The organism is Profundibacter amoris (assembly GCF_003544895.1).
GTDB classification, from domain to species: Bacteria; Pseudomonadota; Alphaproteobacteria; order Rhodobacterales; family Rhodobacteraceae; genus Profundibacter; species Profundibacter amoris.
Genome location: NZ_CP032125.1, coordinates 2,328,427 through 2,344,795, shown reverse-complemented (window position 1 = coordinate 2,344,795; position 16,369 = coordinate 2,328,427). Strand labels below are relative to the sequence as shown.

The 16,369-nt window shown below is 61.0% G+C and carries 12 protein-coding genes; 9 read left to right on the top strand and 3 right to left on the bottom strand.

Features of this window, described 5'->3' with window-relative positions; genetic code table 11:
- Positions 1–64: 64 nt before the first annotated feature.
- A complete protein-coding gene (locus BAR1_RS11680) occupies positions 65–637 on the bottom strand; it encodes a L,D-transpeptidase (protein WP_118943175.1) in 573 nt (190 codons plus the stop codon).
- 199 nt (positions 638–836) lie between these two features.
- Here BAR1_RS11680 and BAR1_RS11675 point away from each other — a divergent pair, with 199 nt between their 5' ends.
- From BAR1_RS11675 to BAR1_RS11655, 5 genes are read left to right on the top strand one after another with little or no spacing between them, the layout of a single operon-like run.
- Positions 837–1,829 (top strand): BMP family protein, encoded by a 993-nt coding sequence (locus BAR1_RS11675; protein WP_118943174.1) that lies wholly within the window; start codon positions 837–839, stop codon positions 1,827–1,829.
- A gap of 46 nt (positions 1,830–1,875) precedes the next feature.
- A complete protein-coding gene (locus BAR1_RS11670; RefSeq protein ID WP_118943173.1) occupies positions 1,876–3,393 on the top strand; it encodes an ABC transporter ATP-binding protein in 1,518 nt (505 codons plus the stop codon).
- Positions 3,393–4,463: an ABC transporter permease gene (locus tag BAR1_RS11665; protein ID WP_407681537.1), complete on the top strand. Its 1,071-nt coding sequence runs from the start codon at positions 3,393–3,395 to the stop codon at positions 4,461–4,463. Before BAR1_RS11670 ends, BAR1_RS11665 begins: the two co-directional genes overlap by 1 nt.
- Positions 4,463–5,404 carry an ABC transporter permease gene (locus BAR1_RS11660; RefSeq protein ID WP_118944461.1) on the top strand — a complete coding sequence of 314 codons (942 nt, stop codon included), beginning with the start codon at positions 4,463–4,465 and terminating at the stop codon, positions 5,402–5,404. Before BAR1_RS11665 ends, BAR1_RS11660 begins: the two co-directional genes overlap by 1 nt.
- Before the next feature lie 11 nt (positions 5,405–5,415).
- Positions 5,416–6,714: an amidohydrolase family protein gene (locus BAR1_RS11655; RefSeq protein ID WP_118943171.1), complete on the top strand. Its 1,299-nt coding sequence runs from the start codon at positions 5,416–5,418 to the stop codon at positions 6,712–6,714.
- On the opposite strand, the gene truA is transcribed toward BAR1_RS11655, so the two are convergent.
- Positions 6,687–7,457, bottom strand: a complete 771-nt coding sequence (truA, locus tag BAR1_RS11650; RefSeq protein ID WP_118943170.1) for a tRNA pseudouridine(38-40) synthase TruA — start codon at positions 7,455–7,457, stop codon at positions 6,687–6,689. The two genes, BAR1_RS11655 and truA, sit on opposite strands and share 28 nt — an antisense overlap.
- A 147-nt stretch (positions 7,458–7,604) precedes the next feature.
- On the opposite strand from truA, the gene BAR1_RS11645 reads away from it, so the two are divergent.
- The 3 genes from BAR1_RS11645 to BAR1_RS11635 are packed head-to-tail and all read left to right on the top strand — an operon-like array spanning position 7,605 to position 12,689.
- Entirely contained in the window at positions 7,605–8,990 is a 1,386-nt protein-coding gene (locus BAR1_RS11645) for a YcjX family GTP-binding protein (protein ID WP_228408545.1), read from the top strand.
- Entirely contained in the window at positions 8,987–9,982 is a 996-nt protein-coding gene (locus BAR1_RS11640; RefSeq protein ID WP_118943169.1) for a YcjF family protein, read from the top strand. The genes BAR1_RS11645 and BAR1_RS11640 overlap by 4 nt, the downstream gene beginning before the upstream one ends.
- A 34-nt stretch (positions 9,983–10,016) precedes the next feature.
- On the top strand, positions 10,017–12,689 hold the full coding sequence (locus BAR1_RS11635; protein WP_162891769.1) for a DUF2339 domain-containing protein: 2,673 nt from the start codon (positions 10,017–10,019) through the stop codon (positions 12,687–12,689).
- Positions 12,690–12,754: 65 nt separating this feature from the next.
- On the opposite strand, the gene BAR1_RS11630 is transcribed toward BAR1_RS11635, so the two are convergent.
- Entirely contained in the window at positions 12,755–13,162 is a 408-nt protein-coding gene (locus tag BAR1_RS11630; RefSeq protein WP_118943167.1) for a group III truncated hemoglobin, read from the bottom strand.
- 266 nt (positions 13,163–13,428) lie between these two features.
- Here BAR1_RS11630 and ileS point away from each other — a divergent pair, with 266 nt between their 5' ends.
- Positions 13,429–16,323 (top strand): isoleucine--tRNA ligase, encoded by a 2,895-nt coding sequence (gene ileS / locus BAR1_RS11625; protein ID WP_118943166.1) that lies wholly within the window; start codon positions 13,429–13,431, stop codon positions 16,321–16,323.
- Positions 16,324–16,369: the final 46 nt, after the last annotated feature.

The window sequence follows — 16,369 nt, the reverse complement described above, 5'->3', positions numbered from 1 at the left end:
CGCCCCGTCAGGGGCGCGCTCGGGGTGACGCGCGTCAGCGCGGCACAATCTCCTCGGATATGCTCTAAATCAATTTAACCTGCGTGCCGACCTTGGCCAGATCGAACAATTCGGCAATCTGGTTGTTATACAGCCCGATACACCCGTTGGACGAGCGCCGCCCGATCTTGCGCGTGTCATTGGTGCCGTGGATCCGGTAATATTGCCAGCTTAAATACAGCGCATGTGTCCCCAGCGGGTTGTCCGGCCCCGGGCCGACATAATCGGGCCACTCGGGGTTGCGCCGTTTCATCGATGCGGTCGGCCGCCACGACGGGCCAACGACCTTGCGGATAATCCGGGTATAGCCACGGCGGGTCAAATCATCGGTCATCGGCACGGAACTGGGATACAGTTTATAGACGCTTTCGTCCTCGGACCAGAACTGCACCATGCGCGATACCGTATCCGACAGAATCGCGCCGTTTTTCAGATTGTCGAAATGGTCCTGCCAGCGCGGAACCCGAAAGGATGAAATATTGCGCCGTGTCCCGCCGCTTGCCTGTGCCAGCAATGCCGGTGCCGGAAATATGCTCAGGGCTGCCGCCCCAAGCAGCACTTTGCGCCGTGACTTGTTTTCAGGTTTGTCGTTGCTCATTCGTTTCTCCTGTTATTTCACCCGTTACGGGATTGCCTCATGCGCACATAGGGGCTTCCAGCGCTGGCAGGTAAAGGGCGGCGGTGATCACAAAATGGTGAGGGAACGGGCAGATTTTTCAACTTGAATCCAAGTAATTTCTTGACCGGTTGATAAAACACCGCCACCCTTGCGACACATTGCCACTTGGGAGGTTACAATGGGAATTTTGAAAACATGGAGCAGGCGCACGGTTCTGGCGTCATTTATTGCCGCAGGGACAATGATGTCTGCCGGCGCAGCCCTGGCCGAAAAGATCAAGGTCGCAGGGATATTCACCCTGCCGGTTGAACAGCAATGGATCAGCCGGATTCACAAAGCACTGGTTGCCGCCGAGGAACGGGGCGATATCGAATATGTCTATTCCGAAAACGTTGCCAACACCGATTATGAACGTGTGATGCGCGAATATGCCGAAGGCGGCCAGCAGCTGATCGTTGGCGAAATCTTCGGTCTGGAACGCGCGGCTCGCAAGGTGGCCGCCGATTACCCCGAAACCGCTTTCCTTATGGGCTCGTCGTTCGAGCCGGCGGGCGACAACCTGTCGGTGTTCGACAACTGGATCCATGAACCTGCCTATCTGTCGGGCATGGCGGCGGGGGCTGCCAGCAAATCCAATGTGATCGGTATGGTCGGGGGCTATGCCATCCCCGAGGTGAACCGCCTGATGAACGCCTTTATGGACGGTGCGCGGGAAACCAATCCGGATGTCAAATTCCTCGTGAACTTTATCGGCAGCTGGTACGATCCGCCCAAAGCCAAGGAAAGCGCATTCGCGATGATGGATGCCGGTGCCGACGTGATGTATGCCGAACGCTTCGGCGTTTCCGATGCCGCGGTTGAACGGGGCGTGAAGGCGATTGGCAACGTGATTGACACATCCGGTGATTATCCGAATACAATCCTGTCGTCGGCCCTTTGGCATATGGAGCCAACCATAGACAAGGCAATCGCTGCGGTTGCAGACGGGTCCTACAAGGCCGAGGATTACGGCCAATACAGCTATATGAAATATGGCGGTGGGTCCGTTGTGGTGGATGAAAACCTTGTACCGACGGACGTGGTAGAAGCCATCAAGGCCAAAGAAGCCGCAATTCTGGATGGATCCTTCGTTGTGAAAGTGAACAACGACGAACCCGTTTCCGACAAATAAAAAGGCCGCAGGTGCCGGAGTTAATCCGGCACCTCACCCCCCTATCATGAACAAACCCCTTATCCTGACCCTTGCCGGTCTGACCAAACGTTTTGGCGATGTCATTGCCAATGACGCCATCGACCTGACCCTGCTTCAGGGCGAGGTTCTGGCCCTGCTGGGCGAAAACGGTGCGGGCAAAACCACGCTGATGAACATGCTGTTTGGCCATTACACGCCGGACGCGGGGTATGTCGAAATCATCTGCGAGGATGGCACGCCGCTGCGTCTGCCGCCGGGTCAGCCACAGGCAGCGATTGATGCGCGCATCGGCATGGTGCACCAGCATTTCACGCTGGCCGAAAACCTGACCGCGCTGGACAACATCCTGCTGGGGTCCGAAAGCCTGCTGTCCCTGCGCCGCCATCGCCGCCCCGCGCGGGCCAAGATCGAAGGCTTGATGCAGGACTCCGGCCTGATCGCGCCACTGGATGAAAAGATCGGTGCCCTGTCCGTTGGCGAACGCCAGCGGGTCGAAATTCTGAAGGCCCTGTTTCACGACGCCCGCGTGCTGGTTCTGGACGAACCCACCGCCGTTCTGACCCCGCAAGAGGCCGACAGCCTGTTTGTGTCCCTGCGCAAGATGGTTGACCGGGGCCTGTCGGTGATCTTTATTTCCCACAAACTGCACGAGGTTCTGGCCTTTTCCGACCGCATCGCCGTGCTGCGCCACGGTAAAAAGGTGGGCGAACTGACCACCGCGGACGCGGACAAAAACCAGATCGCCACCTTGATGGTGGGCGAGGAAACAGCGCTGCCCGATCGCGAGGCCTGCGCAGTGGGTGATCCGGTGCTGGAGCTGAAATCCGTCACCCTGCGCCGCGAAAACACCCGCAATTCGCTGAACGATGTGTCGCTCTGTGTGCGGGCCGGCGAGATTGTCGGCGTGGCCGGTGTGTCCGGCAACGGCCAATCTGCCTTGGCGCAGGTCATTTCAGGACTGGAACGCCCTGATCAGGGCAGCATCGCCGTGGCGGGGCAGGTGATGCCCGCGCCAACGCCCAAGGGCATGATCAAGGCGCATGTGGGCCGCATCCCCGAGGACCGGCACCATGACGGTGTGGTCGGCAGCATGACGGTGGCCGAAAACCTGATTATCGAGCGGCTGGATGCGCCGGATGTGCAGGCACGCGGGTTTCTGCGCAAGCGCAGGATTGCTGAACATGCCGAGGAATTGCTGCAAGCCTTTGACGTGCGCGGCCCGGGTATTGATGCCCGCGCGGCCCTTTTGTCGGGCGGAAATATCCAGAAACTCATTCTGGCGCGGGTGCTGGAGCAGGAACCGCTGGTGATCCTTGCCAACCAGCCCACGCGCGGGCTGGATTTCGGCGCGGCGGGCGAAGTGGCGCGCCGTTTGATGGAGGCCCGCAAACGCGGGGCCGGTGTGGTGCTGATTTCCGAGGATCTGGACGAGGTGCTCAGCCTTGCGGACCGGATTGTGGTGATGCACGACGGACAGTTGATCGAGGCCGACACCCGCGATCGTGCGGCAATAGGATTGTTAATGGCGGGGCAGGCGGCATGATGGTGATCGAGCCACGGGGCAATATTTCACGCGGGGTGCAGATGGCCATTCCGGTGATCGCGGCATTGGTGGCGCTGGGGCTGGCGGCCTTGCCGCTGGGTTTTGCGGGTGCGCCGGTTCTGCACGCCTACAAGCAGATGTTCATCGGCGTTTTTGGTTCGGTGTTTTCCTTTACCGAAATGCTGACCCGCGCCACGCCGCTGATTTTCACCGGTCTGGCGGCGGCATTGGCGTTCAAGGCGCGGTTGTGGAACATCGGGGCCGAGGGGCAGTTATACCTTGGCGCGATGGGGGCGGTGGCGGTTGGCACTGGCCTGATTGATGGTCCGGCAGTGCTGATGATCCCGCTGGTGATGGTTGCGGGGGCTGCGGCGGGTGCGGCAGGGATGCTTGGCCCCGCAATCCTGAAAACCCGCTTTGGCGCGGACGAGGTGGTGACCTCGCTTTTGCTGAATTTCATCATCCTGATCTTTGTGCAAATGATGCTGGAAGGCCCGTTAAAAGACCCAATGAGCATGGGCTGGCCGCAATCCGAACCGATCCTTGACAATGCCGCCCTGCCGCAACTGGTTCCGCGGATGCGAATCCATGCGGGGCTGGTAGTGGCGCTGGTGGCGGCGGTGATTGCGCAGATCGCGCTGACCAAAACCACATGGGGTTTCAAAATCCGCGCCGTCGGTGAAAACGCCGCCGCCGCGCGGCACGCCGGGATCAACGTGAACCGCACCCTGCTGGGGGTCGCCTGTATTTCCGGCGTTTTGGCCGGATTGGCAGGGGTTAGCGAGGTTGCGGGGCTGAAAGGTTACCTGACCACCGATCTATCCCCCGGATACGGCTATTCCGGCATCGTGGTGGCGATGTTGGCAGGGCTGTCGCCGATGGGGGTGGTGATCGCCGCGCTTTATGTCGCCAGCGTATTTGTCGGGGCCGACAGCATGAGCCGCGCCATGGGCGTGTCCAGTTTTCTGGCCGATCTGGTGGTGTCGATGTCGCTGATCTCGGTTCTGGTGGGCGGGTTTTTCGCCCGTTACCGCATCCGGTTTGCGGGCAAAGCGGGGGCAGGCCGATGATGGACATGCTGCAAATATTCCTGAACGAGAGCTTCTGGGTCGCAAGTCTGCGCATCGCCACCCCGCTGATTTTCGGTGTGTTGGGCGCGTTGCTGTGCGAACGTGCGGGCGTGCTGAACCTGGGGATCGAGGGCATCTTTGTGGTCGGCGCCATGGTTGGCTGGATGTCGGTCTACGCCGGTGCGCCGCTGTGGCTGGGGGTGATTGCCGCTGCTGCTGCGGGCGGGTTGTTCGGTCTGTTCCACGCCATTCTGACCGTGCCGCTGGGCCTGTCGCAACATGTGTCTGGGTTGGGGATTACGCTGTTCGCCACATCGGTGGCGTCGTTCCTCTATCGCACCATCCTGCCCGATGTGTCCTCGCCACCGCGCATCACAGCGTTTCAGCCGATGGATGTGCCATTCCTGTCCGACATCCCCTTCCTTGGCCCCGTGGTGTTCCAGCAAACCGCGCTGACATGGCTGGCGCTGATCATGGTTGGCGTGGTCTGGTGGGTGATCAACCGCACACCATTGGGCGTGGCCCTGCAAGCGGTGGGGGACAACCCCGATGCGGTAAACGCGCAAGGTCTGTCGGTTTACAAGCTGCGCATCGGCGCGGTGATGGCCGGATCGGCGCTGATGGCGCTGGGCGGGGCGTTCCTGACCATGTCGGCGTTTGACGCGTTCTTCTTTGGTATGGTAAACGGGCGGGGCTGGATTTGTATTGCCTTGGTCATTTTTGCCAGTTGGCGACCGGGCAAGGCGCTGTTGGGCGCATTGTTATTTGGTATGTTCGACGCTTTTCAGGTGCGCCTGCAAACCGAGGCAGGTGCGATAGTGCCTTCGCAGATTTTCCTGATGGCGCCCTATGTTTTGTCGATTATCGCGCTGGTCATTGTTGCCAGAAAAGCCGAATACCCCCGCGCCCTGCTGCACCCGTGGTTCAAGGGCCACCGATAGGAGAATACCCCATGCAATTTGACCTGCTTGTCACCAACGCCACCCTGCCGGATGGCCGCAAGGGACATTGCATCGCCTGCAAGGACGGCAAAATCGTTGCGATTGAACGCAACATCAAAGCCGAGGCTAACAGGGTGCTGGACGCGGAATCGCAACTGGTCTGCCCGCCCTTTGTGGACCCGCATTTCCACATGGACGCAACACTTTCGCTGGGGCGGCCCCGCATGAACACCTCGGGCACTTTGCTGGAAGGAATTGCGCTGTGGGGCGAGTTGAAGCCGCAGCAAACGGTGGACGAAATCATCGAGCGGGCCTTGCGCTATTGCGATCTGGCCGTGGCGATGGGGATCGGCGCGATCCGCAGTCATGTGGACATTTGCGATGATGAGTTGAAAGGCGTGGATGCGTTGATCGAGGTGCGCAAACGGGTCGCGCCCTATCTGGACCTGCAGCTGGTCGCCTTTCCGCAGGATGGTGTTTTGCGTGACCCCAAGGCGCTGGAAAACCTGACCCGCGCACTGGATCGCGGGGTCGATGTGGTGGGCGGTATCCCGCATTTTGAACGCACCATGCAGGACGGAGCTGAATCCGTGCGCCTGCTGTGTGAAATTGCCGAAAAGCGCGGGCTGATGGTGGACATGCATTGCGACGAAAGCGATGATCCCGTTAGCCGCCATGTGGAAACGCTGGCCTATGAAACAACGCGGTTGGGCTTGCAGGGGCGGGTTGCCGGATCGCACCTGACCTCGATGCACTCGATGGACAATTACTATGTCTCCAAACTGATCCCCTTGATGGCCGAGGCCGGATTGCATGCCATCCCCAACCCGCTGATCAACATCATGCTGCAGGGGCGGCACGATACCTACCCCAAACGCCGCGGGCAAACGCGGGTGCGCGAATTGCGCGATGCGGGGATCACGGTCGGCTTTGGTTCGGACTGTGTGATGGACCCGTGGTATTCACTGGGCAAGGCCGACATGCTGGATGTCGCGTTCATGGGGTTGCATGTGGGGCAATTGTCGTCGCGCGCCGACATGCGCTGGTGTTTTGATGCGGTGACGGTGAATTCGGCGGCGATTATGGGGTTGCAGGGCTACGGGCTGAAGGTGGGATGTCACGCCAACTTTATCCGCCTTCAGGCCGATGACCCGATCGAGGCGATCCGCCTGCGGGCGCACCGTCTGAACACAGTGCGCGGCGGCAGGATTATCGCCAGCGCACCTTGTGTGGAACATGTATTGGATATGCCCGGCAGGCCGATGACGCTGGAGGCGTCAAACTATGCGCCAAAGGGCCGTTCAGGGTAATGCACATGCGCCAGATACAGTCCCTGCGGTGGGCTGACCGGACCACAGGCGGTGCGGTCGCGGGCCTCTAGGACCTCGCGCACATCTTCCGGCTCCCATGCACCAGCGCCGACCCGTTCCAGCGTGCCGACGAAACTGCGCACCTGATTGTGCAGAAAACTGCGGGCACGCACATGGAAACGGACTTCGCTTCCATGCGGGTAATCGACCCGCTCGATGCGCAATTCGTCCAGCGTTTTGACGGGGGATTGCGCCTGACAGCCGGCGGAACGGAAGGTGGTGAAATCATGCTGCCCCAGCAGATAATTCGCGCCCCGCTGCATCGCGGCCAGATCCAGCGGGTGCCTGACCTGCCACACCAGCCCCCTGTCATGCACCAAGGGCGCACGACGGCTGATAAGCCGGAACAGGTAACGCCGCTCGCGGGCCGAGAAACGGGCGTGGAAATCATCCGCAACCGCAGCCACATCGACAATCGCCACGGGGTCGGGTTTCAGGTGATAATTCAACGCCTCCATCAGGCGGAACGTCTCCCATTCTCGCGTCATATCGCAATGGGCCACCTGTCCAGTCGCATGCACGCCGGTATCCGTGCGCCCCGCCGCCTGAATACCGTCGAAATCCGGTTGCAGCTTGCGCAGAGCCTCTTCGACGGCCAGTTGCACGGTCGGCAGACCCTTTTGGCGTTGCCATCCTGAAAACGGCGCGCCGTTGTATTCGATTTTCAAAGCATAACGTGGCATGAGCCTTGGGTAGCGCGGCGGGGGCGGATTGGCAATCGGGCTGGCTTCTTCTTGCTGTAAATACCTGCGCCGCAGGCAAGAAAACTTTTATGCCCTAGGCAGCGGGTGCTCGGGGGCCTATCTTATGGGCAAAGCAAGGGGAAGATTTTGCGGATTTCCGAGGTTGTAAGTGGTTTGACAGGGGGCTGGATCGGCTCGGATGTAACTGTGCGGTTGGGGGTGACTGGTCTGAGCCGCGCGGGCAAGACGGTGTTTATCACCTCGCTGGTGGCCAACCTGCTGGATCGCGGGCGGATGCCGCAATTGCTGGGCGCGGCCTCGGGCGCTGTGCAGGCGGCCTATTTGCAGCCGCAGCCGGATGATACCGTGCCGCGGTTTGAATATGAAACACATCTGGCGGCGTTGACGGCGGATCAGCCGCATTGGCCGCAAAGCACGCGCAACGTTTCACAACTGCGGGTGTCGCTGAAGGTGCAGCCGACGGGCTTGCTGGGCAACCTGTCCGGTCCGCGTGTGGTGCATCTGGATATTGTCGACTACCCCGGTGAATGGCTGCTGGACCTTGGTCTGCTGGACAAATCCTATGCCCAATGGTCTGCGGGCGTTCTGGAGGGGATCAGGGGGCGAAAATGTGCAGCAGAGTTTCTGGCGCAGGATGTGAACCCCGCAGCCGCATTTGACGAGGTGCGGGCGCAGGAACTGGCCGCCGTTTACACCACCTATCTGCACGCCGCGCGCGCGGCGGGGTTTTCCGACTGCACACCGGGGCGGTTCCTGTTGCCCGGCGAAATGGAAGGCTCGCCGGTGTTGACCTTTGCCCCGATCCCGCAACCTGACAGCCCCAAACGCGGCTCGATGTGGCGCGAGATGGAGCGCCGCTTTGAGGCCTACAAGAAACAGGTGGTGCAGCCGTTTTTCCGCGACCATTTCGCCAAAATAGACCGGCAAGTGGTGTTGCTTGACGCACTGGGTGCCATTCATCGTGGCCCGCAGGCGGTCGAGGATATGCGCCGCGCGATGGGGGATGTTCTGAGGGCCTTTCGCCCCGGTAAGGTGGGGTTTCTGGCGTCTCTGTTCGGGGTGCATCGGGTTGAACGTATCCTGTTTGCCGCCACCAAGGCGGATCATCTGCACCACCGTCAGCACCCGCGTCTGACGGCGATCATCACCGCCATGCTGCGCGATGCGCGGGATCGGGCGGATTTTTCCGGTGCGCTGACCTCGGCCATGTCGATCGCCGCCCTGCGCGCCACGGTCGAGGAAACGATCGAGCATGACGGCAAGCGGCTGGACTGCGTGCGCGGCACCCTGCTGGACAGCGGCAAACAGGCCGCGTTTTACCCCGGCGAATTGCCCGATGATCCGGCGAAACTGCTGTCGCCGGCCCGCGAAGGGGCGCAAAACTGGCTGGGCGAGGATTACAAAATCATGAGCTTTGCGCCGGCAGCCCTGCATCTGAAACCGGGCGAGGGGCCGCCGCATATCCGGCTGGACAAGGCGGCGGAATTTCTGATCGGGGATTATTTGAGATGAGTGATAAACCAAACGGCCCCGTGCTGATCGAACTGGAACAGGACGCGGACATCACCCCCGCAACCGCCCCGCCGGTGCCCGATGCCCCCGCGCCAACGGGGCAGGCGATGCAGACGCTGGCGCAGATCGCGGCGCGCAAACCGTCGCGGCTGGCCCGCTGGTTCTGGTCGCTGGTGGTGGCGCTGGGCGGGTTCGTCCTGTCGGTGGCCGTCTGGGATTTCGTCACGGGCATGATCGCGCGCAACAGCTATCTGGGCTATCTGGCGCTGGGGTTGACGGTATTGCTGTTGATCGTGCTGGCGGTCATGGCCCTGCGCGAAGCCCTTGGGTTCATGCGTCTGAAACGACTGGATCGGGTGCATAGGGCGGCGGGGGTGGCAATGGCCTCGGGTGATCTGGAGGCCGCAAGGGATGTGACGGACCGGCTGATGGCGCTTTATGCTGGGCGGGCGGACACCGACTGGGGGCGGGCGAATTTCAGCGAGCGCAAGGGCGATGTGTTTGACGCCGACGGCTTGCTGGCACTGGCTGAATCCGAGGTGATAAAGCCGCTGGATGCCCAAGCGGTGAAAGAGATCGAGGCCGCCGCGCGGTCGGTTGCCACCGTAACGGCGATTGTCCCGCTGGCGCTGGCCGATGTGGCCGTGGCGTTGACGGCGAACTTGCGGATGATCCGTCGCATTGCCGAGGTCTACGGCGGGCGTTCCGGCGTGATTGGCAACTGGCGGCTGACCCGCAGCGTGCTGACCCATCTGGTCGCCACCGGCGCGGTGGCGGTGGGCGATGACCTGATCCATTCAATCGCGGGGGGCGGGGTGTTGTCGAAAATATCGCGCCGGTTTGGCGAGGGGGTGATCAACGGCGCGCTGACCGCTCGGGTCGGGGTGGCGGCGATGGAAGTCTGCCGCCCGCTGCCGTTCATCAACGCCAAACGCCCAGCGGTGACGGGGCTGGTCAAACGGGCGCTTGCGGGGTTGTTCGGGCGCGGGTAGGCTGGAGCAATTGTTTGTTTATTGGGGGTTCGTTTTGGAACTGGTTATCCCGACGTTATTATTGGCGCTTTATCTGCTGTTCAGCCATCTGAAGCTGAAGAAAAAGGTGACTGAACTGCAACGCCGTGTGGACGGGCTGCAGGCCGGCGAGATGCCCGAAGGTGTGGCTGTGCCACCAGAGGAACCCCGACCCGTTGCGGAAAATGTGCCGGAGCAGGGGCCGGTGACAATCAAGGATGTGGCCCCGAAAAGCACCCCGTGGAAGCCCGCGAAAACAGACCGGCCCGAACCGGTGTCGGAATCCGCCCAGCCCCGCGCCTTTGTGTTCAACCGTGAAAAAACAGCCGCCTTTCTGGACTGGTTGCAGGCCAACTGGTTCTTGGCCGTTGCCGCGCTGTCGATGGCGCTGGCGGGGGTGTTTTTCGTGCAATACGGCATTGAAAACGGCTATCTGACCCCGTTCTGGCGGGTGATGGGGGCGCTTGCGCTGGGTGTTGCCCTGATCGCGGCGGGCGAATGGATCCGGCGGCGGGCAGGGGACGAGGACGGGCATGCGGCCTATCTGCCCTCGACCTTTTCCGGTGCGGGACTGGTGGCGCTGTTTGCCGGTGTGCTGGCCGCGCGGCAGATGTATGGGCTGATCGGGCCAGAAATGGCGCTGGTCGGGCTGGTGGCTGTGTCGGCGCTGGCGGTGGTGCTGGGGTGGTTTTACGGCCCGTTGCTGGCAATGGTCGGCATTGTCGGTGCCACGGCTGCGCCGTTTCTGGTGGGGGGCAGCAGCGAAAACGGCTGGCTGTTCTACTACTATTTCGCGCTGATCCTCGCAGCGGGGATGCTGGTGGATGCGATCAAACGCTGGGCCTGGGTCTCGGCGTTGACGCTGATCTTTGCCTTTGGCGGTGCGGCGATGGTTTTCAACATGGGGGCCGGCGGGGAACATTTCCTTGGCTTTGCCCTGATAGCGGCGGTGGTGTCGGCAATGGTGCCGCCATTGCGGTTCTGGCCGGCACACGCAGGGCAGATGGTTTCGCTGTCGCTGTTTCGGCAGGGCAAGGCGGGCTGGCCGGAGTTTCCCACACGGGTGGCGGCTGGCGGATTTGCGGCGGCGGTTCTGGCGACAGTACCGGTTGCAATAGACGCCGTCGAAGTTTGGCAGGCGCTGGTCACATCCATGGTCTTGCTGGGCCTCGCGGTGATCTGGTTCAAAGGCGCACCTGCGTTGCGCGATCTGGTGGTTTTGCCGCCGCTGGCGTTTCTGTTCACCTTGTTTGCGCAAGGCCAAGGGCATGGCGATTTGTATCGTCTGTTTGCAGCGGGGCGCGACAGGCTGCCGGAAACCTCGCCGCCATGGGATGTGACGTGGCTGGTTGCGCTGGCAGCGTTGGGATCGGCGCTGATGTTCTGGCGCGGGATGCGGGAAAGGGAATACCGGCTGGTCTGGGCCGGCGGGGCGGCGTTGTTTGCGCCTTTGGTCGTGGCCACGCTGGATATCTGGTGGAGACCTGTGCCGGTGCTGGGGCAGGCATTGTGGGCCTGGCACGGGATGGCTGTGGCCATCGTGATGGTGCTGTTTGCGCTGCGCTGTGCCAAAGCGGACGGTCAGGACCGGCGGCGGGTGGCGATATTCGCGCTGGCGGTGATGGTGATGATCACCTTTGCGCTGGTGGTGATGCTGTCGGATGTCGCCCTGACGCTGGCGATTGCGGTGATGGTGCTGCTGGCGGCGCTGATTGACCGGCAGTTGAATCTGCGGCTGTTGTCGGTGTTCATGCAGGTTGGTGGTGTGGTTGTCGGCTATCGGCTGGTGGTCGATCCGGGCGTGATCTGGGCCTATGACGCGGCGCAAGCGGACTTGTTGCTGGGCTATGGCGGGGCGATCCTGTTGTTTTCGGCCACATGGTTCCTGTTGAAAGCCCGCAAGCGGATGGCGGCGATTGTGGTGATGGAATCGGCGGTATTTACGCTGATCGGGGTGTTTGCCAGCATCGAATTGCTGCGCCGGTTCGAGTATGTCAGCGATGCCAATCCGCTGATTGCAAGCTTTGGGCTGATCTGGCTGATCTCGGCCGCAAACCAGTTGTATCGTATGAAGATCGGCGGTTGGATGCGGCGGGTGCGTCTGGGGCTGGCCGTTGTGTTCGGCGTGATCGGGCTGATGGCACTGGCGGCAAACCTGACATTTGCCAACCCGTTGCTTGAGGGATCGGAAAATGTGCATGGGCCGATGGTGTTTGACTCGTTGATGCTGGCCTACCTGATGCCCGCGCTGTTGTTCGGTTTTGTGGCGCTGCGGTTTACCCATCTGTTTCGCTGGTTCCGCATCCTGCTGGGGGCTGTGGCCTCGGCGCTGGCGGCATTCTATGTGGCGCTGGAGATCCGGCGGTTCTGGCAGGGGGACAAGATCGTTGCCTACCGTGATACATCGGATGGCGAGTTGTACAGCTATACCATTGCCATGCTGCTGATATCGGTCGGGTTGCTGTTCTTTGCTTTCAGCAAACGCTCGGACCTGATCCGCAAGGCGGCGATGGCGGGGATCGGGCTGACCATTGCCAAAGTGTTCCTGATCGACATGTCGGGGCTGACCGGATTGACGCGGGTGGCGTCTTTCCTTGGCCTGGGTCTGTCGCTGTCGGGGCTGGCGTGGGTCAGCCGGCGGATGACGTTACAGTGGGACAAAGGGGCGGGCGAAGAGGCGGAGAGCTGATTTTCGGTTGCTGCCCCGAAATCTTTAAAAGATTTCGGTCTGTTTTCTTTGAAAGAAAACAGCGCCTAGCCCAAAATCGGCACTTCATCAGTAGGCTTCTGCACATCCTGCACCCCCATCCGCAAACCGCGACCGATGCGATGTACCAGTGCCGACCATGCGGCGGCGGTCTCGGCGGGCAGGTTTTCCTCCAGCACCTTGTCAAACAGCGCCAGCCAGATGTCGAAATGCTCGGCCCGCACGTCACCGGCCCGCATATGCGCCATCATCGGATTGCCGTCATAGCTGCGTTCAAACAGGATGGCGTTGCGCCAGAAACGGGCAATTTTTGCCTCATGCTCGGGCCAGTTTTTGACATGGCCGTTAAAGATCGGACCCAGCACGGGATCCTTGCGCACATTGGCATAGAAATGGGTCATCACCAGTTCGATCTGTTCCGGTGTGATCGGAAAACGGGGGGGCATGGTGTTCATAATGGGCCTTCATTCATGGTTATAGGCGTATAGATAGGGTGCGCATAACCAAAACAAAAGGGACCGGTTTGTCGCAAGGGGATGCGGGCGCACTGGACCATTGTGCATTCCCCCCCTATAACCGCGCCTATGGACAGAATATTCGCGATCATTATTCGAATTACCTGCCCGGCGCTCTGAGCATTGACGAGCCGCCGGGTTAAAGGCGTCTGATATGATCGCGCCGCCCTCATCCCATAGAATTCCCAATTCCAAGGAAGCCGCAAATGTGCGCCGATACCCCTGAAACCCCCGATTACAAATCCACCCTGCACCTGCCGAAAACCGATTTCCCGATGCGGGCCGGTCTGCCCAAACGCGAACCCGGCTGGCTGGAACGCTGGGCGCGGATCGGCGTTTACGACCGCCTGCGCGAAAAGCAGGGGCGCGAGGTGTTTACCCTGCACGATGGCCCCCCCTATGCGAACGGCCATCTGCACATCGGTCATGCGCTGAACAAGATCCTGAAGGATATGGTGGTGCGTTCCCAGCAAATGATGGGCAAGGATGCGCGTTATATCCCTGGCTGGGATTGCCACGGCCTGCCGATCGAATGGAAGATCGAGGAGAAGTATCGCAGCAAGGGCAAGAACAAGGACGATGTGCCGATCAACGAGCTGCGCGGCGAGTGCCGCAAGTTTGCCGAAGGTTGGGTCGATATCCAGCGCGAGGAATTCAAGCGGCTGGGCGTGACCGGCAACTGGGAAAACCCCTATCTGACGATGGATTACAGTTCCGAAGCGGTGATCGCCGAAGAATTCATGAAGTTCGTGATGAACGGCTCGCTTTATCGCGGCTCTAAACCCGTGATGTGGTCGCCGGTGGAAAAAACCGCGCTGGCCGAGGCCGAGATCGAATACCATGATCACCAGAGCCATACGATCTGGGTGAAGTTCTATTTCACCAATGCCAGTGGCGATCTGGACGGCGCGGCAGCCGTGATCTGGACCACCACCCCCTGGACCATCCCGCAGAACAAGGCCGTGGCCTATAACCCCAAGATTGCCTATGGCCTGTATAAAGTGGACGCGACCGAGGAAGAAAGCTGGACTGCGGCAGGGGACAAGCTGGTTCTGGCCGACACACTGGCCGCTGAAACGCTGGAAAAATCCCGTGTCACCAAATTCACCCGCCTGCGCGATGTGACAGCCGATGAACTGGCGCCGCTGGTCTGCAAACATCCTTTTGCCGGACTGGATGCCTTTTGGGATTATGCCGAAGGCGTGCCAATGATCGACGGTGATCACGTCACAGACGAGGCCGGCACCGGCTTTGTTCACACCGCGCCCAGCCACGGCGCGGATGACTATGAATGTTTCGTCAAACGCGGCTGGACCGATCGTTTGACCCACAACGTCAACGAGGATTCCGCGTTCGAGGATTTCGTGCCCTTCTTTGCCGGTCTGCAAGTGTTTGATCGCAAGGGCAAGGAAGGCAAGGCCAACACCGCCGTGATCAACAAGCTGGTCGAGGCTGGTGCGCTGATTGCGCGCGGGCGGGTCAAGCACAGCTATCCGCACAGCTGGCGCTCCAAGGCGCCTGTCATTTTCCGCAATACCCCGCAGTGGTTTGTGGCGATTGACAAGGAGCTGAACGACGGGATGGATGCAAACGGCAAAACCATCCGTGAACGCGCCCTGACCGAAATCGACCACGTTAAATTCACCCCGCAATCGGGCCGCAACCGTCTGTTTGCCATGATGGAAAACCGCCCCGACTGGGTGCTGAGCCGTCAACGCGCCTGGGGCGTGCCACTGACCTGTTTCATTCGTGACGCAGGGCAAGGGCAGGTGGAAATCCTGCGCGATCCGGCCGTGAACGCACGGATCGCCGAGGCGTTTCGTGCTGAAGGCGCCGATGCGTGGTTCGCCGATGGGGCCCGCGAACGGTTCCTCGAAGGCGTGGCGGATGCCGACAGCTGGGAACTGGTCACCGATATTCTGGATGTATGGTTTGACTCCGGTTCCACCCACGCCTTTGTGCTGCGGGATCGCGAAGATGGCAGCCCGGACGGCATTGCCGACCTTTATCTGGAAGGCACCGATCAGCATCGCGGCTGGTTCCATTCCTCGTTGCTGCAATCGGTCGGCACCACCGGACATGCGCCTTATCGCGGGGTGCTGACGCACGGGTTTACGCTGGATGAAAAGGGCATGAAGATGTCCAAATCATTGGGCAATACCATCGTGCCGGAAACCGTGGTCAAACAATACGGCGCGGATATTCTGCGCCTTTGGGTGGCGCAGGTCGATTTCACCGCCGACCAGCGGATCGGACCCGAGATTCTGAAAGGTGTCGCCGACAGCTATCGCCGGTTGCGCAACACCATGCGGTTTATGCTGGGATCCTTGGGCGAATTCAAAGCCGAAGACGCGGTGGCACCGGCGGATATGCCGGAACTGGAACGCTGGGTGTTGCATCGTCTGGCCGAACTGGATCAGGTCGTGCGCGAAGGTTACGCCGCCTATGATTTCCAGGGCGTGTTCCGCGCGCTGTTCGAATTTGCCACGCTGGACCTTTCGGCGTTCTATTTCGATATCCGCAAGGATGCGCTTTATTGCGATGGCGACAGCCTGAACCGGCGCGCCGCCCTGACGGTGCTGGATATGCTGCACCAGCGGTTGACCACATGGCTGGCGCCGATCCTGACCTTCACCATGGAGGAGGTCTGGCTGGAGCGCCACGAAGGCGACGATGTTTCCGTGCATCTTGAGGATTTCCCCGAAACACCCGCAGATTGGCAAGACGATGATCTGGCCGCCAAATGGGACGCCATCCGCCGCGTGCGCCGTGTGGTGACGGGGGCGATCGAAATCCAGCGGCGGGAAAAGGTGATCGGGGCCAGCCTCGAGGCCGCGCCGACCGTGCATGTGCGCGATGCCGATATGCTGGCAGCGGTGAAATCGGTGGATTTTGCCGATGTTTGCATCACTTCGGGCGTGCGCCTGACCGATGATCCGATCTCGGACGCGGCCTTCCGCCTGCCGGAAGTCGAGGGCGTGGGCGTAGAGTTTGAACGCGCCGAAGGGCGGAAATGCCAGCGGTGCTGGAAAATCCTGCCCGATGTTGGCAAGCACAGCCATGCCGATGTCTGTGGACGTTGTGATGCAGCGCTAGGCTAAAGCAAATCAAACGCGGGCCTTGCGAAGGGCCCGCGTTTGCGCAAGG